Origin of the sequence: Streptomyces sp. NPDC058371 (assembly GCF_042723265.1) — a bacterium.
In the GTDB taxonomy this organism is placed as follows: Bacteria; Actinomycetota; Actinomycetes; order Streptomycetales; family Streptomycetaceae; genus Streptomyces.
The window spans coordinates 73,581-98,170 of sequence record NZ_JBHXJC010000004.1 but is presented as its reverse complement, the minus strand read 5'-3'; the positions used below and the strand labels follow the sequence as shown (position 1 = coordinate 98,170).

At 70.9% G+C, this 24,590-nt stretch carries 24 protein-coding genes; 17 read left to right on the top strand and 7 right to left on the bottom strand.

Annotation, left to right across the window (positions count from 1 at the left end):
• Positions 1–99: 99 nt before the first annotated feature.
• Entirely contained in the window at positions 100–1,701 is a 1,602-nt protein-coding gene (locus ACFWM2_RS15205; protein ID WP_383278631.1) for an acyl-CoA carboxylase subunit beta, read from the top strand.
• A 24-nt stretch (positions 1,702–1,725) separates the two neighbouring features.
• Positions 1,726–1,935, top strand: coding sequence for an acyl-CoA carboxylase subunit epsilon (locus ACFWM2_RS15200; protein WP_383278628.1), 210 nt, complete (start codon positions 1,726–1,728; stop codon positions 1,933–1,935).
• Between the two features lie 10 nt (positions 1,936–1,945).
• On the opposite strand, the gene ACFWM2_RS15195 is transcribed toward ACFWM2_RS15200, so the two are convergent.
• Positions 1,946–3,076, bottom strand: a complete 1,131-nt coding sequence (locus ACFWM2_RS15195; protein ID WP_383278626.1) for an SGNH/GDSL hydrolase family protein — start codon at positions 3,074–3,076, stop codon at positions 1,946–1,948.
• A 152-nt stretch (positions 3,077–3,228) separates the two neighbouring features.
• Here ACFWM2_RS15195 and mmpB point away from each other — a divergent pair, with 152 nt between their 5' ends.
• Both mmpB and ACFWM2_RS15185 read left to right on the top strand, forming a co-directional pair.
• Positions 3,229–3,357: a morphogenic membrane protein MmpB gene (gene mmpB, locus ACFWM2_RS15190; protein ID WP_383278623.1), complete on the top strand. Its 129-nt coding sequence runs from the start codon at positions 3,229–3,231 to the stop codon at positions 3,355–3,357.
• A gap of 131 nt (positions 3,358–3,488) precedes the next feature.
• Complete coding sequence (locus tag ACFWM2_RS15185; protein WP_383278620.1) at positions 3,489–4,103, top strand: Maf family protein; 615 nt, start codon at positions 3,489–3,491, stop codon at positions 4,101–4,103.
• A gap of 94 nt (positions 4,104–4,197) precedes the next feature.
• Here the strand turns inward: ACFWM2_RS15185 and ACFWM2_RS15180 are convergent, their stop codons facing one another.
• Positions 4,198–4,692, bottom strand: coding sequence for a hypothetical protein (locus ACFWM2_RS15180; protein ID WP_383278617.1), 495 nt, complete (start codon positions 4,690–4,692; stop codon positions 4,198–4,200).
• A 352-nt stretch (positions 4,693–5,044) separates the two neighbouring features.
• On the opposite strand from ACFWM2_RS15180, the gene ACFWM2_RS15175 reads away from it, so the two are divergent.
• Positions 5,045–6,817 carry an acetyl/propionyl/methylcrotonyl-CoA carboxylase subunit alpha gene (locus tag ACFWM2_RS15175; protein WP_383278614.1) on the top strand — a complete coding sequence of 591 codons (1,773 nt, stop codon included), beginning with the start codon at positions 5,045–5,047 and terminating at the stop codon, positions 6,815–6,817.
• Between the two features lie 629 nt (positions 6,818–7,446).
• On the opposite strand, the gene ACFWM2_RS15170 is transcribed toward ACFWM2_RS15175, so the two are convergent.
• Together ACFWM2_RS15170 and ACFWM2_RS15165 are read right to left on the bottom strand one after the other, a co-directional pair.
• Positions 7,447–8,406 (bottom strand): DeoR/GlpR family DNA-binding transcription regulator, encoded by a 960-nt coding sequence (locus ACFWM2_RS15170; protein WP_383278611.1) that lies wholly within the window; start codon positions 8,404–8,406, stop codon positions 7,447–7,449.
• 312 nt (positions 8,407–8,718) lie between these two features.
• Positions 8,719–10,167, bottom strand: coding sequence for an NAD(P)H-quinone dehydrogenase (locus ACFWM2_RS15165; RefSeq protein WP_383278608.1), 1,449 nt, complete (start codon positions 10,165–10,167; stop codon positions 8,719–8,721).
• Positions 10,168–10,274: 107 nt separating this feature from the next.
• Here ACFWM2_RS15165 and ACFWM2_RS15160 point away from each other — a divergent pair, with 107 nt between their 5' ends.
• From ACFWM2_RS15160 to ACFWM2_RS15150, 3 genes are all read left to right on the top strand, one after another.
• Entirely contained in the window at positions 10,275–10,712 is a 438-nt protein-coding gene (locus ACFWM2_RS15160) for a gamma-glutamylcyclotransferase (RefSeq protein ID WP_383278605.1), read from the top strand.
• Between the two features lie 138 nt (positions 10,713–10,850).
• On the top strand, positions 10,851–11,675 hold the full coding sequence (locus tag ACFWM2_RS15155; protein WP_383278602.1) for a purine-nucleoside phosphorylase: 825 nt from the start codon (positions 10,851–10,853) through the stop codon (positions 11,673–11,675).
• 205 nt (positions 11,676–11,880) lie between these two features.
• Positions 11,881–13,536, top strand: coding sequence for a phospho-sugar mutase (locus tag ACFWM2_RS15150; RefSeq protein ID WP_383278600.1), 1,656 nt, complete (start codon positions 11,881–11,883; stop codon positions 13,534–13,536).
• Between the two features lie 164 nt (positions 13,537–13,700).
• Here the strand turns inward: ACFWM2_RS15150 and ACFWM2_RS15145 are convergent, their stop codons facing one another.
• Positions 13,701–14,342, bottom strand: a complete 642-nt coding sequence (locus ACFWM2_RS15145) for a PH domain-containing protein (protein ID WP_383278597.1) — start codon at positions 14,340–14,342, stop codon at positions 13,701–13,703.
• 112 nt (positions 14,343–14,454) lie between these two features.
• Here ACFWM2_RS15145 and deoC point away from each other — a divergent pair, with 112 nt between their 5' ends.
• The 3 genes from deoC to ACFWM2_RS15130 are packed head-to-tail and all read left to right on the top strand — an operon-like array spanning position 14,455 to position 17,760.
• The gene (deoC, locus tag ACFWM2_RS15140; protein ID WP_383278595.1) at positions 14,455–15,411 is read left to right on the top strand and encodes a deoxyribose-phosphate aldolase; all 957 of its coding nucleotides are present in this window, start codon (positions 14,455–14,457) and stop codon (positions 15,409–15,411) included.
• Between the two features lie 5 nt (positions 15,412–15,416).
• A complete protein-coding gene (locus ACFWM2_RS15135; protein WP_383278593.1) occupies positions 15,417–16,859 on the top strand; it encodes an aldehyde dehydrogenase family protein in 1,443 nt (480 codons plus the stop codon).
• A complete protein-coding gene (locus ACFWM2_RS15130) occupies positions 16,852–17,760 on the top strand; it encodes an aldehyde dehydrogenase family protein (RefSeq protein ID WP_383278591.1) in 909 nt (302 codons plus the stop codon). Before ACFWM2_RS15135 ends, ACFWM2_RS15130 begins: the two co-directional genes overlap by 8 nt.
• 153 nt (positions 17,761–17,913) lie before the next feature.
• Here ACFWM2_RS15130 and ACFWM2_RS15125 read toward each other — a convergent pair whose 3' ends face one another.
• Entirely contained in the window at positions 17,914–18,315 is a 402-nt protein-coding gene (locus ACFWM2_RS15125) for a hypothetical protein (protein ID WP_383278588.1), read from the bottom strand.
• Between the two features lie 127 nt (positions 18,316–18,442).
• On the opposite strand from ACFWM2_RS15125, the gene ACFWM2_RS15120 reads away from it, so the two are divergent.
• Entirely contained in the window at positions 18,443–19,078 is a 636-nt protein-coding gene (locus ACFWM2_RS15120) for a uridine kinase (protein ID WP_383278585.1), read from the top strand.
• Between the two features lie 209 nt (positions 19,079–19,287).
• Here ACFWM2_RS15120 and ACFWM2_RS15115 read toward each other — a convergent pair whose 3' ends face one another.
• Positions 19,288–20,025 (bottom strand): SigE family RNA polymerase sigma factor, encoded by a 738-nt coding sequence (locus tag ACFWM2_RS15115; RefSeq protein ID WP_383278582.1) that lies wholly within the window; start codon positions 20,023–20,025, stop codon positions 19,288–19,290.
• Positions 20,026–20,286: 261 nt separating this feature from the next.
• Here ACFWM2_RS15115 and afsQ1 point away from each other — a divergent pair, with 261 nt between their 5' ends.
• The 5 genes from afsQ1 (at position 20,287) to ACFWM2_RS15090 (ending at position 24,516) form a co-directional block, all read left to right on the top strand.
• Positions 20,287–20,964: a two-component system response regulator AfsQ1 gene (gene afsQ1, locus ACFWM2_RS15110; RefSeq protein ID WP_153288946.1), complete on the top strand. Its 678-nt coding sequence runs from the start codon at positions 20,287–20,289 to the stop codon at positions 20,962–20,964.
• Positions 20,961–22,526, top strand: a complete 1,566-nt coding sequence (locus ACFWM2_RS15105) for an ATP-binding protein (RefSeq protein WP_383278579.1) — start codon at positions 20,961–20,963, stop codon at positions 22,524–22,526. The genes afsQ1 and ACFWM2_RS15105 overlap by 4 nt, the downstream gene beginning before the upstream one ends.
• Positions 22,523–23,143, top strand: coding sequence for a hypothetical protein (locus tag ACFWM2_RS15100; protein ID WP_383278576.1), 621 nt, complete (start codon positions 22,523–22,525; stop codon positions 23,141–23,143). The genes ACFWM2_RS15105 and ACFWM2_RS15100 overlap by 4 nt, the downstream gene beginning before the upstream one ends.
• A gap of 528 nt (positions 23,144–23,671) precedes the next feature.
• The gene (locus tag ACFWM2_RS15095) at positions 23,672–24,223 is read left to right on the top strand and encodes a VanZ family protein (RefSeq protein WP_383278573.1); all 552 of its coding nucleotides are present in this window, start codon (positions 23,672–23,674) and stop codon (positions 24,221–24,223) included.
• 92 nt (positions 24,224–24,315) lie between these two features.
• Positions 24,316–24,516: a PspC domain-containing protein gene (locus ACFWM2_RS15090; protein WP_383278570.1), complete on the top strand. Its 201-nt coding sequence runs from the start codon at positions 24,316–24,318 to the stop codon at positions 24,514–24,516.
• Positions 24,517–24,590 lie beyond the last annotated feature (74 nt).

Here is a 24,590-nt window from a genome sequence, read left to right as displayed (position 1 = left end):
ACCCTACGAGTCAGTAGCAATCTCCCCCGAGTACGTCTCAGCACCTCCTCAGCACGTCCCCCTCACGTCCCCTTTGAGCAGGCAGGGAGCCGCATCCCGATGTCCGAGCCGGAAGAGCGCCAGGCGATCCATGAGATCGACATCCACACGACCGCGGGCAAGCTCGCGGACTTGCAGCGCCGCATCGAGGAGGCGACGCACGCCGGCTCGGAGCGCGCCGTCGAGAAGCAGCACGCCAAGGGCAAGCTGACGGCCCGTGAGCGCATCGAACTCCTCCTCGACGAGGGCTCCTTCGTCGAGCTGGACGAGTTCGCGCAGCATCGCTCGACCGACTTCGGCATGGAGCACACGCGGCCGTACGGCGACGGTGTCGTCACCGGGTACGGGACGGTCGACGGCCGTCCGATCGCCGTGTTCTCCCAGGACTTCACGGTCTTCGGCGGCGCCCTGGGCGAGGTCTTCGGGCAGAAGATCATGAAGGTGATGGACTTCGCCCTGAAGACGGGCTGTCCGGTCATCGGCATCAACGACTCCGGCGGCGCCCGCATCCAGGAGGGCGTCAGCGCGCTCGGCATGTACGGCGAGATCTTCCGCCGCAACACCCATGCGTCGGGCGTCATTCCGCAGATCAGCCTGGTCGTCGGCCCTTGTGCGGGCGGCGCGGTGTACTCGCCCGCGATCACCGACTTCACCGTCATGGTCGACCAGACCTCGCACATGTTCATCACCGGCCCCGACGTGATCAAGACGGTCACCGGCGAGGACGTCGGCTTCGAGGAACTGGGCGGCGCCCGCACCCACAACGCCGTGTCGGGCGTGGCCCATCACATGGCGGGCGACGAGAAGGACGCCATCGAGTACGTCAAGCAGCTGCTGTCGTACCTGCCGTCCAACAACCTCAGCGAGGCCCCGGCGTTCCCCGAGGAGGCGGACCTCACCGTCACCGACGAGGACCGCGAGCTGGACACGATCGTGCCGGACAGCGCGAACCAGCCGTACGACATGCACACGGTGATCGAACACGTCCTGGACGACGCGGAGTTCTTCGAGACGCAGCCGCTCTTCGCGCCGAACATCCTCACCGGTTTCGGCCGGGTCGAGGGCCGCCCGGTGGGCATCGTCGCCAACCAGCCGATGCAGTTCGCCGGCTGTCTCGACATCGACGCGAGCGAGAAGGCCGCGCGGTTCGTGCGGACGTGCGACGCGTTCAACGTGCCCGTCCTCACCTTCGTGGACGTGCCGGGCTTCCTGCCGGGCGTCGACCAGGAGCACACCGGCATCATCCGCCGCGGCGCCAAACTGATCTACGCGTACGCGGAGGCGACGGTCCCGCTGATCACGATCATCACCCGCAAGGCCTTCGGCGGCGCGTACGACGTCATGGGCTCCAAGCACCTCGGCGCCGACCTGAACCTCGCCTGGCCGACCGCGCAGATCGCCGTCATGGGCGCGCAGGGCGCGGTCAACATCCTGCACCGGCGCACCATCGCGGCCGCCGACGACCAGGAGGCGACCCGGGCCCGCCTCATCCAGGAGTACGAGGACGCCCTCCTCAATCCCTACACGGCGGCCGAGCGCGGTTACATCGACGGCGTGATCATGCCGTCCGACACCCGCGCCCACCTCGTACGGGGTCTGCGTCAACTGCGTACGAAGCGGGAATCACTGCCTCCGAAGAAGCACGGCAACATCCCCCTCTAGACCCCGGGACCCTTGGGAGCAGACATGACGATCAAGGTCGTACGGGGCAATCCGACCCCGGAGGAGCTGGCCGCCGCTCTGGCGGTCGTACAGGTGCGCGCCGCGGCGGCTGCCGGTACGCCGTCCGGCGCGCCCGGGCCCCGGGACTCCTGGGCCGACCCGTCCCGCATCGCCGGCCGACGGCTGCCCCCGCCGGGCCCGACGGCGTGGGGCCGCACGTACTGGCCCGGCTGACCCGCCCCGGTCAGAGTTGTTCGGCGAGGACTTCGGCCATCACCGCGTACCCGGCGTCGTTCGGGTGCAGGTGGTCGCCGAAGTCGTACGCCGGGTGCAGCCGGTCCGGGTCCACCGGGTCGGCCAGCGCGCGGTGGAGGTCCGCCACCGCGTCCCACTCCCCCGAGCCGCGGATCCACTCGTTGACCTCGTGGCTCACCTTCGCCGCGTGCTCGCCCCAGTGGTCGGAGCCGCCGAGGGGCAGCAGGGTCGAACCGATCACCCGTAGCCGCCTCGCGTGGGCCTGCGCGATCAACTCCCGGTAACCGTCGATGAGTTCGTCGCTCTCCACGACCGGCGCGGGCCGGTAGGTCGGCTGTTCGTCCGTCTCGCTGAAGCCGATGTCGTTGAGGCCGAGGAGCACGACGAGCGTGTCGACGCCCGGGTGGTCGAGAACGTCGCGGCCGAGCCGGTGGACGGCCTTCTCGCCGTACCAGGCCGAGTCGTTGAGCAGCAGGTTCCCGCCGATGCCCGCGTTGAGGACGGGTCGCCCGGTGCGCTCGGCGAGCGCGTCGGACCAGCGGCGGTCGGCGCCCGGGGTCGATCCGAAGCCGTCCGTGACGGAGTCCCCGAGGAGCGCCACCGCGTCCGCGCGGCCCGCGTCGACCTCGACGGCGGACAGGAAGTACCAGGACTCGCTGGACGCGTCGAAGCCCTCGCCCGTCAGGTCCGCCAGCCGGTCGCCCGGACCCCGGTAGGCGGTCGCGAAGGCCTGCGCGTGGAAGGTCGCGGGACCGGTGACGGCGTCGAGGTGGAGCGTGACGGTCATCGACTCACCCGCTTCCAGGGCGAGTTCGGCCGGGTCGCTGACGGCGTGACCACGCGCCGGGATCTCGACGGCGTCCGCCCCGGCGAAGGTCAGCCGCCGCAGTGTGCCGGGCCGGACGGCCGGGCCCGCCGCGGTACGGGCCACGGTGGCGCCCGCGATCCTCAGGGGCGAGGCGCCGTACGCGTTCGACAGCTGGACACGCATCCGGGGGCCGCCCGCGGTGACGCGGACGATCTGGCGCAGCGACTGACGCCAGAAACCCTCCCGCGACCAGTTGGGGGTGAAGCCCTCCGCGGGGAGCTGGGGCGAGGCGGTCCAGGCAGTGGTGAACACGACAGTTCCCTCCCTAAAAGGGACCAGAGTCCCTTTAGCAATGCTCATGACCGTAGCAGGAGCTCCCGCCCTAAAGAAACCCCAGACCCGTTTACGCAAGTTGAGTACGCGTACTCAGGCGTGCGCGCCCGTGCCGTCGCACGATCGAGAGCATGCTGTGGTCCGACCCCGAGAACGAGCCCCCCGAGGAGCTCCGCGACATGCAGAAGATGTTGCGGCGGCTGGGCGTTCTCATGGCACTCGCCATGGTGCTCGCGATGATCGTCCTCGGCGTCAGGTGACCACCTGCGACCTGGACCTCGGCAGCGGGCAGCGCGCCAGGACCGCACCTGGGACGGCGGTCGCACCTACGGCCCGCGGCATCAAGACTGCGCCCAGGACGGCGCCATGACCGCGCCGATACCCTGACCGCATGACTGATCAGCCACGCCGCCGCCTCGTCCTCGCCTCCCAGTCCCCCGCCCGGCTCGGACTGCTGCGGCAGGCCGGACTGGCCCCCGAGGTGATCGTGAGCGGGGTCGACGAGGACGCCGTCACCGCCCCGACCCCCGCCGAGCTCGCGCTCGCCCTGGCCGAGGCGAAGGCCTCGGTCGTGGCGGCGAAGCCCGAGGTCCAGGGCGCCCTGGTGATCGGCTGCGACTCGGTCCTCGACCTGGACGGCGAGGCGCTCGGCAAGCCCGCCGACGCCGAGGAGGCCACCGCCCGCTGGAAGGCGATGCGCGGCCGGATCGGGACGCTTCAGACCGGGCACTGCATCTATGACACGGCGGCCAAGCGCTACCAGTCGGCGACGGTGTCCACCGTGGTCCGCTTCGGCGAGCCGACCGACGCCGAGATCGCCGCGTACGTCGCCTCGGGCGAGCCCCTCCACGTCGCCGGCGCGTTCACGCTCGACGGCCGCTCGGCGCCGTTCATCGAGGGCATCGACGGCGACCACGGCAACGTCATCGGCATCTCCCTGCCGATGGTGCGCCGACTGCTTGCCGAACTGGGCGTGGGAATCACCGAGTTGTGGACACCGGCCTAGGGTCTGTCCGGCGGATCCTGCGGTTCCGTCCTACGGTGCCCGGAAACAGGGCGCGACCCACCGCATGATCCGCCCGGACAGGCGCTGGGACCGATCAGGTCGCCGAGGGGGCCGGCGGCGCCGTGACGGGCGCGCCGCCACCGTCGCCCTCACCACCGCCACCGCCACCGCTCCCCGGTACGGCGTCCACGGGGTCCGGCAGACGGTCGTACGCCATCAGAATGAGCAGGATCAGCCCGAGCACCACCATCATGAACGCGAACGCGGCCCAGCCCACCAGGCCCACCGCGAACGCCCCGAGCAGCGCGTGCACCACGGCGGCGCTGATGAGCAGGATGCGGCCGAAGCCGGCCGGCGGGCGGTCGCGCAGGGCGACCAGCAGGGCGGCCAGGCCGCACACCGCGAAGTAGAGGCCGAACAACAGCCCGGCGACCTTCGAGGAGACGGCCATCGTGTCGGGGTCGAGCCCGGCCAGGGACATGTCCTGACGGTCGACGACGATGCCGAGGAACCAGTTCAGCAGCGCAATGCCGACCGCCTCCACGAAGAGCACGATCGCCGCCACCCACGCCACCGGTCTGCGCACCACCGGTCCCACCCACTTCCGCGTGCTGTTACCCCAAGTAGTTCGAGCCATCCGAACGCTACTAACGGGTAAACCGCGGGACAAGGGCTCTGCGCAGGGCAAAGAATCGTTGGGCCATTCGTAGGGACTCCACAAAGAAACCCTGTGGGCCGCAGCACGCCTTCACAGAGACCTTGACCACACCGGAGGGCTAGGGTTCAGACAAGGATTCCCTCGTACCGCGGTGCGACAAGGGTTTTCGCGGGTCGAGCGAGCCTCGAATCACGCTCCGTGTGGGCAAGCTCACCATTGGGGACGGGTCGAAAGGTCGTGTCGGCAGTCCCTAAACTCGGCTTGTTTCAAGGAGGGAGCCATCGTGCGCAAGGTGCTCATCGCCAACCGTGGCGAAATCGCTGTCCGCGTGGCCCGGGCGTGCCGGGATGCCGGGATCGCGAGCGTTGCCGTCTACGCGGAACCGGACCGGGACGCTCTGCATGTCCGTGCGGCGGACGAAGCGTTCGCGTTGGGCGGTGACACCCCGGCAACCAGCTATCTGGACATGGCCAAGGTGTTGCAGGCGGCGGCCGATTCGGGGGCGGACTCGATCCACCCCGGTTACGGCTTCCTGTCCGAGAACGCGGACTTCGCCCAGGCCGTGCTGGACGCGGGCCTGATCTGGATCGGCCCGCCGCCGCAGGCCATCCGTGACCTCGGCGACAAGGTCGCCGCCCGGCACATCGCCCAGCGTGCCGGTGCCCCGCTGGTGGCCGGCACCCCGGACCCGGTCTCGGGCTCCGACGAGGTCGTCGCGTTCGCCCGCGAGCACGGGCTGCCGATCGCGATCAAGGCCGCCTTCGGTGGCGGCGGGCGCGGTCTGAAGGTGGCCCGCACCCTCGAAGAGGTCCCGGAGCTGTACGACTCCGCCGTGCGCGAGGCCGTCGCCGCCTTCGGCCGCGGCGAGTGCTTCGTCGAGCGCTACCTCGACAAGCCGCGGCACGTGGAGACCCAGTGCCTGGCCGACACCCACGGCAACGTGGTGGTCGTCTCCACCCGTGACTGCTCGCTGCAGCGCCGCCACCAGAAGCTGGTCGAGGAGGCCCCCGCCCCCTTCCTGTCGGACGCCCAGGTCGAGGAGCTCTACTCCTCCTCCAAGGCGATCCTGAAGGAGGCCGGCTATGTCGGCGCGGGCACCGTCGAGTTCCTCGTCGGCGTCGACGGCACGATCTCCTTCCTGGAGGTCAACACCCGTCTGCAGGTGGAGCACCCGGTCACCGAAGAGGTCGCCGGCATCGACCTGGTCCGCGAGATGTTCCGCATCGCCGACGGCGAGGAGCTCGGCTACGGCGACCCCGAACTGCGCGGCCACTCCTTCGAGTTCCGCATCAACGGCGAGGACCCGGGGCGGGGCTTCCTGCCGGCGCCCGGCACCGTGACCCTCTTCGACCCGCCGTCCGGCCCGGGTGTCCGCCTGGACGCCGGTGTCGAGTCCGGTTCGGTCATCGGCCCGGCCTGGGACTCCCTGCTCGCCAAGCTGATCGTCACCGGCGCCACCCGCGAGCAGGCCCTGCAGCGGGCCGCACGCGCGCTGGACGAGTTCCAGGTGGAGGGCATGGCCACCGCCATCCCCTTCCACCGCGCGGTCGTCAGGGACTCGGCGTTCGCGCCGGAACTGACCGGCTCCGACGCGCCGTTCACGATCCACACCCGCTGGATCGAGACCGAGTTCGTCAACGAGATCCCGGCGTTCGCGACCCCCGCGGAGACGGACACCGACGACGAGCCCGGCCGCGAGACGGTCGTCGTCGAGGTCGGCGGCAAGCGCCTGGAGGTCTCACTGCCCTCCTCGCTGGGCATGTCGCTGGCCCGCACCGGCCTTGCGGCGGGCGCCAGGCCCAAGCGCCGCGCGGCCAAGAAGTCCGGCCCGGCCGCTTCCGGCGACACCCTCGCCTCCCCGATGCAGGGCACGATCGTCAAGATCGCGGTCGAGGAGGGCCAGGAGGTCAAGGAGGGCGACCTGATCGTCGTCCTGGAGGCCATGAAGATGGAACAGCCGCTGAACGCCCACCGTTCCGGCACCATCAAGGGGCTCAGCGCCGAGGTCGGCGCGTCCATCACCTCGGGCGCCGCCATCTGCGAGATCAAGGACTGACCCTCGCGGCCGTTCGTCCGACATCCGAAGCGCCCGGCGGACTGGAGCAGTCAGTCCGCCGGGCGCTTCGTCTTCCCCGGCGGGGTCACAGCCGACCACGATCTCGCCAACCGCCCGCCAGGAGTCGAGCAGGACAACGGCGTGCCCACCGGTACGGCGATGCAGCCACGCACGCCACGAGGCGCACCGCCCCGTACGACCGGAGCCGAGGTGCAGCAAGGAGCTCGGTCACCCCGGGCAGCACGCGGAGGACCGGTTGCCCCCTGCCCGCAGCAACGACGCCTGCCGCACGCAGGAACACCAACAGCAGCCCACCGAGGGCCCGCACCCGCCACGCACCCGCTACCCGCCCACGCACCGAAGGGGCCGTGCCGGTACATCAAATGCCCGTCGCCATACGCGAGAACACCCACAGAGCGCCCCCGGAAGACAGCACAGCCGGTAGGGCGACGGGCGGATGTACCGGCACGGCCCCGCCCCACCCACAGGCGCGACGCGAGACCGCGACGCGAACCGAGGCAAGGCGAACCGAGGCGACGCGAACCAAGGCGAGGCGAGGCGAAGCGAGGCGAAGCGAAGCGAACCGACCCCGCCCAAGGCGCCCCCGCCAGCGAAAGGCACCCCGCCAGCTACCGCCGACGCAAGTCCGCAACCCGCGCCCGCTCCCCCGGAGGCTGCTCCCCCAGGACGGTCGCGCTGCGCAGTTGGGCGCCCGGAACCTGCCCACGGCGCGGCCCGGGCAGCGGCACTTCCCGGCGCGGCTGGCGCCCCGCCGGGACCGTATCGCCACCCGCACCACTCGACGCCGACCCGCCGGCCACCGCGATCTGCACACCCTGATCCGCCAGGGCCTGCAACTCCGTGGCCGCACGATCGTCGTGCCCGGGCGGCTCGTCCGTCACCAGCCGGGTGATGACATCCGTCGGCACCGTCTGGAACATCGTGTCGGTCCCGAGCTTGGTGTGATCGGCGAGGACGACGACCTCCCCGGCCGCCTGCACCAGCGCGCGATCGACGGACGCCGACAGCATGTTGGAGGTGGAGAGCCCGCGCTCGGCGGTCAGACCACTCCCCGAGAGGAAGGCACGGGATACCCGCAACCCCTGAAGGGACTGCTCCGCACCGCTCCCCACCAGCGCATAGTTGGATCCGCGCAGCGTGCCGCCGGTCATCACGACCTCGACACGGTTGGCGTGGGCCAACGCCTGAGCCACCAACAGGGAGTTGGTGACGACGGTCAGCCCGGGCACCCGCGCGAGCCGGCGAGCCAGCTCCTGCGTGGTGGTACCCGCCCCGACCACAATGGCCTCGCCCTCTTCGACGAGACCCGCGGCGAGGTCGGCGATGGCCGTCTTCTCAGCGGTCGCGAGATGTGATTTCTGCGGAAAGCCGGACTCTCGCGTGAACCCGCCCGGCAATACCGCACCGCCGTGCCGGCGGTCGAGGAGTCCTTCTGCCTCCAGTGCGCGCACGTCCCGCCGTACGGTCACTTCGGAGGTCTGGACGACGCGGGCGAGCTCACGGAGCGACACGGCCCCGTTCGCTCGCACCATTTCGAGGATCAATTGGCGACGTTCTGCAGCGAACACGAAACTGACAGTAACCCCAACGACCGTCTGCTTTCAGCAGTTTGCGCCGAATAACAGAAGTTGTTCGCACACCAGCCCTGGAAGTGGTATACGTGCCTACGCCGCTCGCCTATGCCGCGAGAATGGTCGGCAACTCCCCGTGACCAGCGGGAAATCACCTCAAGCGGTACGGCGCCCCCGCCCGGCGCCTCGCGCGAGACCCCGCGGCGCCCGGCCGCCGGTCGCAGAGAACCCACCCGCGGCCGTACGGCACGTCACCTGTTTCCGTACGCCGCGTCACATCCGGACGTCAGTCTCGGTCCCGTCCGGACGTCAGGCCTCGTCCCCGGACTTCCGGGTGTGCAGCTGTCGTGCCACCTCGGCGATCGAGCCCGAGAGAGAGGGGTACACGGTGAAGGCCTTCGCGATCTGTTCGACCGTCAGGTTGTTGTCGACCGCGATCGAGATCGGATGGATCAGTTCGGAGGCGCGCGGCGCGACGACGACACCGCCCACGATGATCCCCGTACCCGGCCGGCAGAAGATCTTCACGAAGCCGTCGCGGATGCCCTGCATCTTGGCGCGCGGGTTGCGCAGCAGCGGCAGCTTGACGACCCGGGCATCGATCTTGCCGGCGTCGACGTCGGCCTGGGTGTAGCCGACGGTCGCGATCTCCGGGTCGGTGAAGACGTTCGAGGACACGGTCTTCAGGTTCAGCGGGGCGACCGCGTCACCGAGGAAGTGGTACATGGCGATGCGGCCCTGCATGGCGGCCACGGACGCGAGGGCGAAGACGCCGGTCACGTCACCGGCGGCGTACACACCGGGAGCCGTCGTCCGCGACACCTTGTCGGTCCAGATGTGCCCGGAGTCCTTGACCCGGACGCCGGCCTCGTCCAGCCCCATGCCGCTGGAGTTCGGAATGGCGCCGACGGCCATGAGGCAGTGCGACCCGGTGATGACCCGGCCGTCGGCGAGGGTGACCTCGACCCGGTCGCCCACCCGTTTGGCGGACTCGGCGCGGGAGCGTGCCATGACGTTCATGCCCCGGCGGCGGAAGACGTCCTCCAGGACGGCCGCGGCGTCCGGGTCCTCGCCCGGCAGTACGCGATCACGGCTGGAAACCAGCGTGACGCGCGATCCGAGCGCCTGATAAGCACCGGCGAACTCGGCACCGGTGACACCCGAGCCGACCACGATCAGTTCTTCGGGCAGTTCGTCCAGGTCGTAGACCTGGGTCCAGTTCAGGATCCGCTCGCCGTCGGGCTGGGCGTCGGGCAGCTCCCGGGGGTGCCCGCCGGTCGCGATCAGCACCGCGTCGGCGACGAGGGTCTCCTCGCTCCCGTCCGCGGCCCGTACGACGACCTTCCGGGACCCGTCCATGGCCTGCTGCCCGTCGAGCCGGCCACGGCCGCGCAGCACCCGGGCGCCCGCTCGCGTCACGGACGCGGTGATGTCGTGGGACTGGGCGAGCGCGAGGCGCTTCACCCGGCGGTTGACCTTGCCGAGGTCGACCCCGACCACCCGGGCCGCCTGCTCCGCGGGGGGCGTGTCGTCGGCGACGATGATGCCGAGTTCTTCGTACGAAGAATCGAAGGTGGTCATCACCTCGGCCGTCGCGATGAGGGTCTTCGACGGGACGCAGTCGGTGAGCACCGACGCCCCGCCCAGGCCGTCGCAATCGACGACGGTCACCTCCGCGCCGAGTTGGGCGGCCACCAGGGCCGCCTCGTATCCGCCGGGTCCGCCACCGATGATCACGATCCGAGTCACGTACTCCATTGTCCCGCACCCGCCAAGGTGCTTCGCCCCGGGGGCCGCCGCCCGTGCATTCGAGCGACTTCTGATGCACGAGAGACGTCTGTCATTGCTGCCGTACCCTCGACCCCATGTCGCTCTACGCCGCGTACGCCGGCAATCTCGACCCGCGGCTCATGACGCGCCGCGCCCCGCACTCGCCGCTGCGCGCCACGGGCTGGCTGAACGACTGGCGGCTGACGTTCGGCGGCGAGCACATGGGCTGGGAGGGCGCACTGGCGACGATCGTCGAGGCACCGCGCTCGCAGGTGTTCGTGGCGCTGTACGACATCGCGTCCCTGGACGAGGACTCGATGGACCGGTGGGAGGGCGTCGGTCTCGACGTCTACCGCCGTATGCGGGTGCGGGTCCACACCATGGAGGGCGAGGAGCCCGCGTGGGTGTACGTGCTGAACGGCTACGAGGGCGGTCTGCCGTCCGCCCGCTACCTGGGTGAGCTCGCCGACGCCGCGGAGTCGGCCGGGGCTCCCCACGACTACGTGATGGAACTCCGCAAGCGGCCGTGCTGAGCCGCCCCGCCGCTGCCGGCCCTGTTCCCTCCCGTTCGGCCTTCTCTCTCCCTTTGTTGGAAACGACAAGACAACGATCGCAAGACCGTGAGCTCTGTCATCTACGCGCGTAGGCCCGGACCGGCTACGCTCATGCGCGTGAACGCATCTCTTCTTCCGGACGACCTCCAGGGCGACCCCCACGCCGCCGCCGACGCCGCCGCCACGCGCCTGCGTGAGCTCACGGGCGCCGAGACCCACGACGTCGCTCTTGTGATGGGCTCCGGCTGGGCGCCGGCCGTGGACGCCCTCGGCGACCCCGAGGCCGAGCTCCTGGTCACCGACCTGCCCGGCTTCCCGCCGCCGGCGGTCGAGGGCCACGGCGGCAAGATCCGCTCGTACCGGATCGGGGACAAGCGCGCGCTGGTCTTCCTGGGCCGTACGCACTACTACGAGGGCCGTGGAGTCGCCGCCGTCTCGCACGGGGTGCGTACCGCCGTCGCCGCCGGCTGCAAGACCATCGTGCTGACCAACGGCTGCGGTGGTCTGCGCGAGGGCATGCGCCCCGGCCAGCCGGTCCTGATCAGCGACCACCTCAACCTCACGGCGACCTCGCCGATCGTGGGCGCGAACTTCGTCGACCTCACGGACCTGTACTCGCCGCGGCTGCGCGCCCTGTGCAAGGAGATCGACGCCAGCCTCGAAGAGGGCGTCTACGCGCAGTTCCCCGGCCCGCACTACGAGACGCCGGCGGAGATCCGGATGGCCCGTGTCATCGGCGCGGACCTGGTGGGCATGTCGACCGTCCTCGAAGCCATCGCCGCGCGCGAGGCCGGCGCGGAGGTGCTCGGCATCTCGCTCGTCACCAACCTCGCCGCCGGTATGACCGGGGAGCCCCTCAACCACGAGGAGGTCCTCCAGGCCGGCCGCGACTCCGCCGCCCGGATGGGCGCGCTCCTCACCAAGGTGCTGGACCGGCTGTAGTCCCGTCCCCTCCGGGCAGTTTCCGCCCGTCCGGCGTTTGAGGACGAGCGCGGCAGCGCGATACGGGGGTCCGGGGGCTGAGCCCCCGAATACGGGAAGGGTAGGGGCGGAGGGGGCGAGAACCCCCCGCCCGCACCCCGCGAGGCACAGCCCCGCACCCCTCGGGGCACACAGCGACGTACGACGAACGAGAGGTTGACCAGACGTGCAGGACGAACTCACCGCACGGGCCAAGGCGTGGCTGGCCGAGGACCCCGACGCGGAGACCCGTGAGGAACTCGCCAAGCTCATCGACGCCGAGGACACCGCGGAGCTCACCGCACGCTTCAGCGGCACCCTCCAGTTCGGCACCGCGGGCCTGCGCGGCGAGCTCGGCGCGGGCCCGATGCGGATGAACCGCTCCGTGGTCATCCGCGCCGCCGCCGGCCTCGCCGCGTACCTCAGGAGCAAGGGGCAGACGGACGGCCTGGTCGTCATCGGCTACGACGCCCGGCACAAGTCCGCCGACTTCGCCCGCGACACCGCGGCCGTGATGACCGGCGCCGGCCTCCGTGCCGCCGTTCTCCCGCGCCCCCTGCCCACCCCGGTCCTGGCCTTCGCCATAAGGCACCTCGGCGCGGTCGCGGGCGTGGAGGTCACCGCCAGCCACAACCCGCCCCGGGACAACGGCTACAAGGTCTACCTCGGCGAGGGCTCCCAGATCGTGCCGCCTGCGGACGCGGAGATCGCGGCGGAGATCGACGCCGTCCGCGCCCTCGCCGACGTGCCCCGCCCGGACTCCGGCTGGGAGACCCTCGACGACAGCGTCCTGAACGCCTATCTGGCCCGCACGGACGCCGTACTCGCCCAGGACTCCCCCCGCACCGCGCGCACCGTCTACACGGCCATGCACGGCGTCGGCAAGGACACGCTCCTCGCGGCCTTCGCCCGGGCCGGCTTCCCGGAGCCCGTCCTCGTCGCCGAGCAGGCGGAACCCGACCCGGACTTCCCCACGGTCGCGTTCCCGAACCCGGAGGAGCCGGGTGCGATGGACCTGGCCTTCGCCAAGGCCCGCGAGGTCGAGCCCGACCTGATCATCGCGAACGACCCGGACGCGGACCGCTGCGCGGCGGCGGTGAAGGACGGCGCCGAGTGGCGCATGCTCCGTGGCGACGAGGTCGGCGCGCTGCTCGCCGAGCACCTGGTCCGCAGGGGCGCGCGCGGCACGTTCGCCGAGTCGATCGTCTCCTCCTCCCTCCTCGGCCGGATCGCCGAGAAGGCGGGCCTGCCGTACGAGGAGACGCTCACCGGCTTCAAGTGGATCGCCAAGGTGGACGGCCTGCGGTACGGATACGAGGAGGCGCTGGGTTACTGCGTCGACCCCGAGGGCGTCCGCGACAAGGACGGCATCACGGCGGCCCTGCTCATCACCGAGCTCGCCTCGGAGCTCAAGGCCGGGTCCGCCGACGGCTCGGTCGCGGGCGGTCGTACGCTCCTCGACCTGCTCGACGACATCGCGGTCGAGTACGGCCTGCACGCCACGGACCAGCTGTCGGTGCGCGTGGAGGACCTGTCCCTGATCGCGCAGGCCATGCAGCGCCTGCGCGACGAGCCGCCGACGCGGCTCGCGGGCCTGGCGATCACGAAGTCCGAGGACCTCACCCAGGGCACGGACAAGCTGCCGCCGACGGACGGTCTGCGCTACACGCTGGACGGCGCCCGCGTCATCGTCCGCCCGAGCGGCACCGAGCCGAAGCTGAAGTGCTACCTGGAGGTCGTGGTGCCGGTGGACACCCACGACGACCTCCCCGCGGCCCGCGCCAAGGCCACGGACCTGCTGACCAAGATCAAGCAGGACCTGTCGGCGGCAGCCGGCATCTGAGACCCTGAACCACGAACGCCCCGCACCACCAACGCCCCGAACAGCGGAAGCCCCGCACCAAGGAAGCCCCGGCCTGATTCTCCCGGCCGGGGCTTCCGCGGTCCCTACGGCAACAGCACAGGCCGGTCCAACACAGCAAAGGGCTCAACCCGCCACAGGCCGGTTCAGCCCATCAGCAGCAGGATCACCAGCAGCACCGCTCCCGCGACCGCCGGTCCCACCACCTCGTACGCCCACCGCACCGTGACCTCGCCCTGGGAGGTCTCCGCCGCGGCCCGGGTGTCGACGAGCTGGCGCAGGTCGTCCATGATCTGGTCGCCCTGGGCGCGGGGGGACTCGGTCGCGACGGCGGACGTACGGCCGCTGCTGTCCACCGCGGCGCCGCGGGCCTGCCGCCTGGCGACCCGCTTGCGGCCACGCAGCGAGACGGGCACCGCCCACAGCTGGTACTTGGTGCCGGAGGCGTCGACGACCTCGTTGGAGTATCCGGAGCGCAGCGAGGCGACGGTGGCCCAGGGCAGCACGATCAGCCGGAACGGGTTGCGCACCCGCAGCCGGTCCTCGTTCGCGTAGACGGCCGGGCGCAGGGTGAAGGCGACCACCAGCGGGACGAGCAGGATCAGCGAGGCGAGGGCCAGCCAGGGCGTGCGCCCGTGCCCGGCGATCAGCGCGTCGATGCCCAGCCAGCCCGCGATGGCGAGCAGCAGCACGCCGCCCGCGATACCCGCGGGCGACCGGTAGATCCGGTCCGGCGACTCGGGTCGCGAGGTGTCGGATGCGGGAGACTGGTGGTCCGGGGTCGTCATGGCTCCGATTCTGCCCGACAGGGGTGACTGTGCCCGTATCCGGTGGCCGAGCTCACTTCGACCACCGGGGGTGTACAGCCGCTACGCGCGTAGATATGCTCCCCTCGTGACCATGCCCACCACTGCATCCGCTGCTCATGCACTCACGGACGTCGCCGCGTCCGACAGCACGCTGCGCCGCTTCCTCCACGGGCTGCCCGGCGTCGACGCGGTCGGCCTGGAGGCGCGCGCCGCCTCGCTCGGCACCCGTTCCATCAAGTCGACCGCGAAGGCGTACGCGATCGACCTCGCCATCTCGATGGTCGACCTGACGACGCTGGAAGGCGCGGACACCGCAGGCAAGGTGCGGGCGCTCGGCGCCAAGGCGGTCCACCCGGACCCGACGGACCGCACGGCACCCAGCACCGCCGCCGTCTGCGTCTACCCCGACATGGTGACCGCCGCCAAGGAAGCCGTCGCCGGCTCCGGCGTGAAGGTCGCCTCGGTCGCCACCGCGTTCCCGGCGGGACGCGCCGCGCTGGACGTGAAGCTGGCCGACGTGCGCGAAGCGGTCGCCGCGGGAGCCGACGAGATCGACATGGTCATCGACCGCGGGGCGTTCCTCGCGGGCAACTACATGAAGGTGTACGAGGAGATCGTCGCCGTGAAGGAGGCCTCCGGCGCCGCGCGTCTGAAGGTCATCTTCGAGACCGGCGAGCTGTCGACGTACGACAACATCCGGCGGGCGAGCTGGCTCGGGATGCTGGCCGGTGCCGACTTCATCAAGACGTCGACCGGCAAGGTCGCGGTGAACGCGACGCCCGCCAACACCCTGCTCATGCTGGAGGCCGTCCGCGACTTCCGCGTGCAGACCGGGGTACAGATCGGCGTGAAGCCCGCCGGCGGCATCCGCACGTCCAAGGACGCCATCAAGTTCCTGGTCCTGGTGAACGAGACCGCGGGTGCGGACTGGCTGGACAACCACTGGTTCCGCTTCGGCGCGTCCTCGCTCCTGAACGACCTGCTGATGCAGCGTCAGAAGCTGGCCACCGGCCGCTACTCCGGCCCCGACTACGTGACGGTGGACTGATAACCATGGCATCCACATCCGCTTTCGAGTACGCACCGGCGCCCGAGTCCCGCTCCGTCGTCGACATCGCCCCGTCGTACGGGCTGTTCATCGACGGCGAGTTCACCGAGGCCGCCGACGGCAAGGTCTTCAAGACCGTCTCCCCGAGCACCGAAGAGGTCCTCTCCGAGGTCGCCCAGGCCGGCGCCGAGGACGTCGACCGCGCGGTGCGGGCCGCCCGCAAGGCCTTCGCGAAGTGGTCGGCGCTGCCCGGCTCCGAGCGCGCCAAGTACCTGTTCCGCATCGCCCGGATCATCCAGGAGCGCAGCCGCGAACTGGCCGTCCTGGAGACCCTGGACAACGGCAAGCCCATCAAGGAGACCCGCGACGCGGACCTCCCCCTGGTCGCCGCGCACTTCTTCTACTACGCGGGCTGGGCCGACAAGCTGGACCACGCCGGCTTCGGCGCCGACCCGCGCCCGCTGGGCGTCGCGGGCCAGGTCATCCCCTGGAACTTCCCGCTCCTGATGCTGGCGTGGAAGATCGCCCCGGCCCTGGCGACCGGCAACACGGTCGTCCTCAAGCCCGCCGAGACGACCCCGCTCTCCGCCCTCTTCTTCGCGGACATCTGCCGCCAGGCGGGCCTGCCCAGGGGCGTCGTCAACATCCTTCCGGGGTACGGCGACACGGGCGCCGCGCTCGTCGAGCACCCGGACGTGAACAAGGTGGCCTTCACCGGCTCCACCGCCGTCGGCAAGGCCATCGCGCGCCAGGTCGCGGGCACGCACAAGAAGGTCACGCTCGAACTGGGCGGCAAGGGCGCGAACATCGTCTTCGACGACGCCCCCATCGACCAGGCCGTCGAGGGCATCGTCACCGGCATCTTCTTCAACCAGGGCCAGGTCTGCTGCGCCGGCTCCCGGCTCCTCGTACAGGAGTCGATCCAGGACGAGCTGCTGGACTCGCTCAAGCGCCGGCTGTCGACCCTGCGCCTCGGCGACCCGCTCGACAAGAACACGGACATCGGCGCCATCAACTCCGCCGAGCAGCTCGCCCGTATCAAGACGCTCACCGAGCAGGGCGAGGCCGAGGGCGCCGAGCGCTGGTCCCCGGCGTGCGAAATCCCCTCCGCCGGTTACTGGTTCGCCCCGACGCTCTTCACGAACGTCACCCAGGCGCACACCATCGCCCGCGACGAGATCTTCGGCCCGGTGCTGTCGGTCCTCAGCTTCCGGACGCCCGACGAGGCCGTGGCCAAGGCCAACAACAGCCAGTACGGCCTCTCCGCCGGCATCTGGACGGAGAAGGGCTCCCGCATCCTCGCGGTGGCGGGCAAGCTCCGCGCGGGTGTCGTCTGGTCCAACACGTTCAACAAGTTCGATCCGACCTCGCCGTTCGGCGGCTACAAGGAGTCGGGCTTCGGCCGCGAAGGCGGCCGCCACGGCCTGGAGGCGTACCTCGATGTCTGACAAGTCCGAGAAGTCGGAACAGAACCGTCTGAGCGTCTTCAAGACCTACAAGCTGTACGTCGGGGGCAAGTTCCCCCGCAGCGAGAGCGGCCGGGTGTACGAGGTGTCGGACTCGAAGGGCAAGTGGCTGGCCAACGCGCCGCGGGCGAGCCGCAAGGACGCGCGGGACGCGGTCGTCGCCGCCCGCAAGGCGTTCGGCGGCTGGTCCGGCGCGACCGCGTACAACCGCGGCCAGATCCTCTACCGCATCGCCGAGATGCTGGAGGGGCGCAAGGACCAGTTCGTCCGGGAGGTCGCGGACGCCGAGGGCCTGTCGAAGGCCAAGGCGGCCGCGGTCGTCGACGCCGCGATCGACCGCTGGGTCTGGTACGCGGGCTGGACCGACAAGATCGCCCAGGTGATCGGCGGCGCCAACCCGGTGGCGGGCCCGTACTTCAACCTCTCCACCCCGGAGCCCACGGGCGTGGTCGTCGCCCTGGCCCCGCAGGAGTCGTCCTTCCTGGGCCTGATCTCGGTGATCGCCCCGGTGATCGCGACCGGCAACACGGTCGTCGTGATCGCCAGTGAGCGCTCCCCGCTCCCGGCGCTGTCGCTGGGCGAGGTGCTGGCCACCTCCGACCTTCCCGGCGGAGTCGTCAACGTCCTCTCCGGCGGGACGGCGGAGATCGCCGCGCCGCTCGCCGCGCACCAGGACGTCAACGCGATCGACCTCGCGGGCGCCGACGACGTGCTCGCGAAGGAGCTGGAGATCGCGGCCGCGGACAACCTCAAGCGGGTCGTCCGTCCACAGGCTGTGGATTATTTCGTGACGCCGGGCATCGAGCGCCTCACGGCCTTCCTGGAGACGAAGACGGTCTGGCACCCGACGGGCGCCCTGGGCGTCTCCGGCTCGTCCTACTGAGTCGCACCACCGCGGTCTGAGCCGCACCCGGCAAGCCGTACGAGGCCGTTCACGGCCTCCCTGGTCCCGGGACCCCGACCGTGTCCCCGGGGTCCCGCTCGCCGGAGAGCCGCGCTTCCCCTCCGTCCAGGGGGAGCGCGGCTCTCTTCTCGTTCAGTGCAGCAGCCCGGCGACCTGGCCGACCACGGGGATGCTGCTCACCGAGGGGGCCTGCGCCAGCGGTCCCGTGAGGGCCTGCGACGACAGCGGCTTGAAGTCGGCGAGTTGCGTACCGATCCCGTTGTCGAGCGGGTCGACTCCCGTACCTGCCAGCGGGTTGGGCTTCAGGCCCTCGAGCGGTCCCGTGACGTACCCCACCGTGCCGGTCAGCGCCGCGAGCCCGGCCTGCGGGTCGATGTTGCCGAGCGAGCTGGGCCGGGTGCGCATCACGTCGAGGACGGGCTCGGCGTCCGCGACGGCCGCGCCCGCGCCCGCCCCGAGAGCCGCGCCCGCCGTCGCGAGGGCAGCCAGGGCGCGCTGGGCGGTCTGCTTCTTCAGGGGTACGTGTCGTGCCATGGCTGGTGCCACCTTCTGCTGCGCAAGGTAATCGGGTCGACACGTAGGGTAGTTGAGGTGTGATGTGCGCACCAACGGCGACCCGCGGGGTCGGCACGGACGGCGTGATGCCGCACACTGGACTCTCGTGAGTTCCCATCCCCCCATACCCACCCGCGTCGTGCTGCTCTCCGGCCCGTCCGGCTCCGGGAAGTCCCTCCTCGCCGCCCGCTCGGGCCTGCCCGTGCTGCGGCTCGACGACTTCTACAAGGAGGGCACGGACCCGACACTGCCCCAGGTGGAGGGGAGTTCCGACATCGACTGGGACCACCCGCTGTCCTGGGACGCGGACGCCGCGGTCGCCGCCATCACCGAGCTGTGCCGCACGGGCCGTACGACCATCCCCGTGTACGACATCTCGCTGAGCGCGCGCACCGGCGAGGAGACGCTCCACATCGACCGGACCCCGCTGTTCATCGCGGAGGGCATCTTCGCCGCCGAGGTCGTCGGGCGCTGCCGGGAACTCGGCGTACTGGCCGACGCGCTGTGCCTGACCCGCGGCCCGGTCACCACCTTCCGGCGCCGCTTCCTCCGGGACCTCAGGGAGGGCCGCAAGTCCGCCCCGTTCCTGCTGCGCCGCGGCTGGCGGCTGATGCGCGCCGAGCGTTCGATCGTGGCCCGGCAGCGGGTCCTGGGCGCGCACGCGTGCGACCGGGACGAGGCACTGGGACGACTGGCGGACGCGGCGGCGGGACGGTGCGCGACAACGCGGAGCGCGGCCTAGGACGTTGTACGCGTGCCCCGGTGACGCCACCGGGGCACGCACGTCCGTCACCGGCCCCGTGCACACGAAAACGGGACTGGACGGACCCCCCCGGCCCTCCAGTCCCGCCTCTCGTGCTCCCCCGTGGTCCCCCGACCCCGGCGGTTCCCCCCGGTACCGCTCCCCCGCTTCCCCCGGTACCTCCCCCGTTACTTGCTTCCCCCAGACCTTCAGGCGACGAGCTCCCCGAAGGATTCCTCCTCGTCACGGCCGAAGCTGAGGACCTCGTCCTCGCGCAGCCGGCGGAGCGACCGCCAGATGCTGGACTTCACCGTGCCGACACTGATGTCGAGGATCTCCGCGATCTCCGGGTCCGTGCGGCCCTCGTAGTAACGAAGGACCAGCATGGTGCGCTGGAGTTCGGGCAGCCGGGCGAGCGCCTGCCACAGCACGGCGCGCAGCTCGGTGCCGCGCATCGCGTCCGTGTCACCGGCGGTCTCCGGCAGTTCCTCGGTCGGGTACTCGTTCAGCTTGCGACGACGCCAGGCGCTGATGTGCAGATTGGTCATCGTCCGCCGCAGGTAGCCCCCCACCGCGGCCTTGTCACTGATCCGGTCCCAGGCCCGGTAGGTCGAGAACAGTGCGCTCTGCAGCAGGTCCTCGGCCTCGAACCGGTCACCGGTCAGGTGGTAGGCGGTTGCGTACAGGGAGGCGCGGCGCTCTTGGACGTAGGCGGTGAACTCCGCTTCCGACACCGAACGGCGCTCCCCCGTGACCTCCCCGTACGCGGCTCCCCCGTGAGCCTGTCCCCCCGCGTCGACCACCGTCATGTACGACCCGGTGTGCTGACGCCCGGTGCCGCGAGCGCACCCCCGCCCGCTCACGGCACCGGACTTCTCTGCGTTCCGGACTACGTCGTGAAGACGCGTGACCACTGCGCTTGTGCTCGTGCTGTGCAGCGTGTTCATCTCGCGCCCCCCGTCGTGGAGTCCGGTTTCCCTGCCTGCCGTGCTTGTGTGCAAAAGCTTGCCCGGGGCACTTCATGGACGTGTCCGCCGACTGTCACAGACGTGTCACAGGCCTCCTCCCCAGGCGCGTCACAGGGTGATCACAGAGAAGAGCCGTATGACTACGCAGATGACCACGGAAGGCTCTGCTTCTGTGCGGGAGATGGATGGGAGCGCTCCAACGGTCGATACACCACCGTTCGATGGGCCAGAATGACGTTCGTGCCTTCCCTGTTGCTGATCGAGGACGACGACGCCATCCGGACGGCCCTGGAGCTCTCTTTGACGCGCCAGGGACACCGGGTGGCCACCGCTGCCACCGGCGAGGACGGTCTGAAGCTGCTGCGCGAGCAACGGCCGGACCTGATCGTGCTGGACGTGATGCTGCCCGGCATCGACGGATTCGAGGTGTGCCGGCGCATTCGGCGAACGGACCAGCTGCCGATCATCCTGCTGACCGCGCGCAGCGACGACATCGACGTGGTGGTCGGACTGGAGTCCGGCGCCGACGACTATGTCGTCAAACCCGTGCAGGGGCGTGTCCTCGATGCCCGGATCCGGGCCGTGCTGCGGCGCGGCGAGCGCGAGGCGAACGACTCGGCGTCGTTCGGCTCCCTGGTCATCGACCGGGCGGCGATGACGGTCACCAAGAACGGCGAGGATCTGCAACTGACGCCCACCGAGCTGCGGTTGCTCCTGGAGCTCAGCCGCCGGCCCGGGCAGGCGCTGTCCCGCCAGCAGCTGCTGCGACTGGTCTGGGAGCACGACTACCTGGGCGACTCGCGTCTGGTCGACGCGTGCGTCCAGCGGCTGCGCGCGAAGGTGGAGGACGTCCCGTCGTCGCCCACCCTGATCCGTACCGTGCGCGGCGTCGGCTACCGGCTGGACAGCCCTCAGTGACCAAACCGCAGGACAGGCTCCGCGGCTGGGCCGCGGCGCGCAAGGCGATACTGGCGGGTCTGCGCTTCACCAGCCTGCGGCTGCGCCTGGTCGTGGTGTTCGGGCTGGTGGCGCTCACGGCGGCGGTGTCCGCGTCCGGCATCGCGTACTGGCTCAACCGCGAGGCCGTGCTGACGCGTACGCAGGACGCGGTGCTGCGCGACTTCCAGCAGGAGATGCAGAACCGCGCGAGCGCGCTGCACCTGCACCCGACGCAGGACGAGCTGCAGCACACCGCGGGGCAGATGGCGAACAGCAGTCAGCGCTTCAGCGTGCTGCTGGTCGCCGACGACGAGGACGGCAAGGTCGTCACCGGGAACTCCGATCTGGACGCCTTCACCCTGGAGGACGTACCGAAGTCCCTCCAGAAGGCGGTCAACAAGAAGCAGTCGATCTCCTCGAACAACAAGTACGCATACCACCTGTACTGGCAGCGGATCGTCGATCACGACGAGCCGTATCTGGTGGCGGGTACGAACGTGATCGACGGCGGCCCGACGGGTTACCTGCTCAAGTCCCTGGAGCCGGAGGCGAAGGACCTCAACTCCCTCGCCTGGTCGCTGGGCATCGCCACGGGTCTGGCGCTGATCGGTTCGGCGCTCCTCGCGCAGGCCGCCGCCACCACGGTCCTCAAGCCGGTCCACCGCCTGGGCATCGCCGCCCGGCGCATCGGCGAGGGCAAACTCGACACCCGTCTGCGGGTGTCCGGCACGGACGAACTCGCCGACCTCGCCCGCACGTTCAACCACACGGCGGAGGCCCTCGAAAAACGGGTGGCCGACATGAGCGCCCGCGACGAGGCGTCCCGTCGCTTCGTCGCGGACATGTCCCACGAACTCCGTACGCCGCTCACCGCGATCACCGCCGTGACGGAGATCCTCGAAGAGGAACTGGACGCGGAGACGGGCAGCGTCGACCCGATGATCGAGCCGGCCGTACGGCTGGTCGTCAGCGAGACGCGCCGGCTGAACGACCTGGTCGAGAACCTGATGGAGGTCACCCGCTTCGACGCGGGCACGGCGCGCCTGGTCGTCGACAACGTGGACATCGCCGATCAGATCACCGCGTGCATCGACGCACGGGCCTGGCTGGACGCGGTGGACCTGGACGCCGAGCGGGGCATGATGGTCCGGCTCGATCCGCGCCGGCTCGACGTCATCCTGGCGAACCTGATCGGCAACGCCCTCAAGCACGGCGGCTCCCCGGTCCGCGTCTCCGTCCGCAAGGAGGAGACGGATCTGGTGATCGAGGTCCAGGACCACGGTCCGGGCATCCCCGAGGACGTCCTCCCGCACGTCTTCGACCGCTTCTACAAGGCGAGCGCCTCCCGCCCCCGCTCCGAGGGCAGCGGCCTGGGCCTCTCGATCGCCCTGGAGAACGCGCACATCCACGGCGGCGAAATCACGGCGGCGAACACGGCCAAGGGCGGCGCGGTCTTCACCCTGCGCCTGCCCCAGGACACCTCGGCACTGCTCGCCGACGACCAGCGGGACGCGAACGGCACGGAGGAGAACGCCGGATGAGGGCACGACTTCGAGGCGTACGTCCACTGCTGGCACTCCCGCTCCTTGCCGCGCTGCTCACGGGCTGCGGCATCCGGTCGACGCAGGTCCCCACGGACTTCGGGCCCGCGCCCTCCCGGGTCCCGTGCGCCCTGTCGGGCACGGACTTCTCCACCCAGTCGGCGCCCGGCGTCCCGGTCCAGGTCTTCCTGCTCTGCTCCTCCCAGCTGGTCACGGTGGACCGCTCGGTCCGCATTCCCGACGGTACGGCGGAGGCGCAGCGCCGGGTACTGGTCGCCCAGGGCCTCCTGGACAAGCTGGCGGAGAAGCCCTCGGCGCCCGAGACGCAGGCCGGCTACACGACGGACGTGCACGGGGGCACGCGGGTGGGCGGCCCGGGCCCCAAGGACCCCGAGAACACCTTCCGGCTGAGCACACCCCCGGAGAAGCTCACCTCGTACGCCCTCGCCCAGATCATCTGCACCTTCGCCAACTCCGAGGCCACCGCCGCCGACGACGGCTCCGTCATCCTCGGCGGCCCCTCCTCCCGGCCCCTCCACCGCTACCGATGCACCACAGAGGTCCGCTCCCGCCCCGGCACGGAATCTCCCCCCTCCACAGAGATCAACCCGAACTGACCCACCCAGCGCCCCCGCTCACGGCGCCCCCGCCGGCTGTCTACCGCCCGCAGCTGCCCACGCGCCGAAGGGGGCCGGGCGTCCACGGCCCGCACCCCCCACCGGCCCGCAGCCGCCCACGCGCCCAGGGGGCCGGCTGTCCACCGCCCGCAACCCCCACGCACCCGCAGTCGCCCCCGCGCCCAAGGGGGCCGGCTGTCCACCGCCCGCAACCCCCACCGGCCCGCAGTCGCCGACGCGCCGAAGGGGCCGTGCCGGTACATCAAATGCCCGTCGCCATGCGTGAGGACGGGCAACAGAGCGCCCCCAGAAGACAGCACAGCCGGTAGGGCGACGGGCGGATGTACCGGCACGGACCCGACCCACCCACCGCCGGACGGCGAACCACCCACCGCCGGACGGCGAACGGCGAACGGCGAACGGCGAACGGCGAACGGCGAACGGCGAACGGCGAACGGCGAACGGCGAACGAGTGTGACCCCCGCCCCACCCGGAACCGATCCCACCGACCCTCGCGTCTAGGGGATCGTGCAGCGTCAAGGCTCGAACGGCGGCATCGCCGTGACCCGCGTCCGTGTGGCAGGAGGTGTCCTCCTCGTCGCACACCTCGTGCTCGTCGCCTGGATCACGCTGCGCCCCCTCGACGTCCCCTGGGTGAGCGCCGCCAACCTGCGGCCGTTCGCCGGGATCAGAGCCGACCTCGCCCTCGGCCCCCAGGAGGCGGCCCGCCGTATCGCGGAAGGCCTGGCCCTGCTCGCCCCGCTGGGCGTCCTGCTCCCGCTGGCGGGCGGCAAGCTCATCGTCTCCCCGCTCGGCTCCCTGGTCCGCACGGTCGCCGCCGGCGCCCTGATCTCCCTGGGCATCGAACTGCTGCAGACGGGCGTGCCCGGGCAGGTCGTGGACGTGGACTCCCTCCTGCTGAACAGCGTGGGCGTGGCCCTGGCGTACATGGTCGTCGTGCCCGCCGCCCGCACCCGCCTCCGCCGCCAGGCCGAGACGCGGCGCCGCGCGGCCCTCCGCCGGGAGGAAACGACTCAGGGTCTGACCCCGACGATTCCCAGGGTCGGGATCGCACCATAGAGCGACGCTTCGCCCGGTTCGTGACCGTAGCGTTGAAGTCGACGGGGCAGCCACCGGGGAAGCCTCGAGCGACGGTTCACGAAGGAGCCACGATGAGCGCCATTGCCCGCCCCACCGAAGGCCGCATGATCGGCGGAGTGTGCGCAGCGCTGGCCCGGCGCTTCGGCACCTCCGCGACGACGATGCGGGTGATCTTCCTGGTCTCCTGCCTGCTTCCGGGCCCGCAGTTCCTGCTCTACATCGCGCTGTGGGTCCTGTTCCCGTCGGAGGACAAGGCCCGCACGGCCTGGTGACGGCGCCGTACGACCGCGCCCGCACAAGGCATACGACCAGGCGACACCACGAGACGCCGTTGGGGCGCACCCGA

What these genes read in the sequence shown, in the direction of transcription:
- ACFWM2_RS15205 (WP_383278631.1), top strand. Translation starts at nt 100, where the DNA reads ATGTCCGAGCCGGAAGAGCGCCAGGCGATCCATGAGATCGACATCCAC.
- ACFWM2_RS15200 (WP_383278628.1), top strand. Translation starts at nt 1,726, where the DNA reads ATGACGATCAAGGTCGTACGGGGCAATCCGACCCCGGAGGAGCTGGCC.
- mmpB (WP_383278623.1), top strand. Translation starts at nt 3,229, where the DNA reads ATGCTGTGGTCCGACCCCGAGAACGAGCCCCCCGAGGAGCTCCGCGAC.
- ACFWM2_RS15185 (WP_383278620.1), top strand. Translation starts at nt 3,489, where the DNA reads ATGACTGATCAGCCACGCCGCCGCCTCGTCCTCGCCTCCCAGTCCCCC.
- ACFWM2_RS15165 (WP_383278608.1), bottom strand. Translation starts at nt 10,167, where the DNA reads ATGGAGTACGTGACTCGGATCGTGATCATCGGTGGCGGACCCGGCGGA.
- ACFWM2_RS15160 (WP_383278605.1), top strand. Translation starts at nt 10,275, where the DNA reads ATGTCGCTCTACGCCGCGTACGCCGGCAATCTCGACCCGCGGCTCATG.
- ACFWM2_RS15145 (WP_383278597.1), bottom strand. Translation starts at nt 14,342, where the DNA reads ATGACGACCCCGGACCACCAGTCTCCCGCATCCGACACCTCGCGACCC.
- deoC (WP_383278595.1), top strand. Translation starts at nt 14,455, where the DNA reads ATGCCCACCACTGCATCCGCTGCTCATGCACTCACGGACGTCGCCGCG.
- ACFWM2_RS15135 (WP_383278593.1), top strand. Translation starts at nt 15,417, where the DNA reads ATGGCATCCACATCCGCTTTCGAGTACGCACCGGCGCCCGAGTCCCGC.
- ACFWM2_RS15130 (WP_383278591.1), top strand. Translation starts at nt 16,852, where the DNA reads ATGTCTGACAAGTCCGAGAAGTCGGAACAGAACCGTCTGAGCGTCTTC.
- ACFWM2_RS15125 (WP_383278588.1), bottom strand. Translation starts at nt 18,315, where the DNA reads ATGGCACGACACGTACCCCTGAAGAAGCAGACCGCCCAGCGCGCCCTG.
- ACFWM2_RS15115 (WP_383278582.1), bottom strand. Translation starts at nt 20,025, where the DNA reads ATGAACACGCTGCACAGCACGAGCACAAGCGCAGTGGTCACGCGTCTT.
- ACFWM2_RS15100 (WP_383278576.1), top strand. Translation starts at nt 22,523, where the DNA reads ATGAGGGCACGACTTCGAGGCGTACGTCCACTGCTGGCACTCCCGCTC.
- ACFWM2_RS15090 (WP_383278570.1), top strand. Translation starts at nt 24,316, where the DNA reads ATGAGCGCCATTGCCCGCCCCACCGAAGGCCGCATGATCGGCGGAGTG.